1 protein-coding gene and 1 pseudogene are annotated in these 790 nt (G+C 53.5%); both read right to left on the reverse strand.

Translation table 11 applies throughout. The annotated features are described in order from the left end of the window. Positions 1 to 299: pseudogene (locus tag AUR66_RS23015) on the reverse strand (ABC transporter permease); the annotation flags it as partial. A 106-nt stretch (positions 300 to 405) separates the two neighbouring features. Beyond that, positions 406 to 790, reverse strand: a 385-nt coding sequence (locus tag AUR66_RS18715; protein ID WP_157533248.1) for a PGF-CTERM sorting domain-containing protein, incomplete at its 5' end; no start/stop codon positions are given.

Below are 790 nucleotides of genomic sequence, written 5' to 3' on the forward strand. Positions count from 1 at the left end.
GTGAGATCAGGAGCTAGTTGAGGAATCCCGATGATCGTCACAGACTCGCCGTTAAGACTCCCGTGGACGAGTGCAAGATGGATCGAACCATCAGGAGACTGTCTTTCACCGACGCCAGTATTGGTGTGTTCGATACCGTACCCTGTCCCAAATTCTTCAGAAATCGATGTGGTCTGGGTTCCAAGTGCAACTCCGAGGAGTGCGGTACCGACAAGAAATGAGACGGTGAGTGCGATGACGAGTACGGCAAGCGTATCTCGTCTCTCCCACCCAAACGAAAGTGTACGACGGTACCCCATTAGCGTTCTCTGAGGCGAACCTCACCAGCGTTCACATTAAGTGTAGGTGGTATTGATTCTAGAGAGAAATTCGGGGGAAAACGAGTGGCGTGATACTTAGGTTTCGTTACTCAGTCCGACGCCGAGCGAGACCCACGAGTGCAAGCAAGGCGACAAGCGCGACAGGGATGCCGAAACCAGGTGCTTGAGTTTCGGTCTCTTCGGGCGTCGCCGTCGTGGTCACAGGCTCAGATGTCGTCGTCGGTTCAACGACAGTCAGCGAGACAGCCTGAGATCCAACAGAGAGGTTGTACGTGCCCGCTTGGTTGAACGTTGGCAGGAAAGCAACCGTCGTCTCGTTTCCAGGATCAAGGTTGGTCACTTCTTTCGTATCAATTACGGAGCCATCTTTGGTGAGGTTGACCGTCCTGTTAGTGGTGACGTCACCGTCATTCAGAATCGTCGCTGTGACCTCCACCGACTCACCAGTCTCGATTTCATTCGATGCGAGC

Origin of the sequence: Haloferax profundi (assembly GCF_001469865.1) — an archaeon.
Taxonomy (GTDB): Archaea; Halobacteriota; Halobacteria; order Halobacteriales; family Haloferacaceae; genus Haloferax; species Haloferax profundi.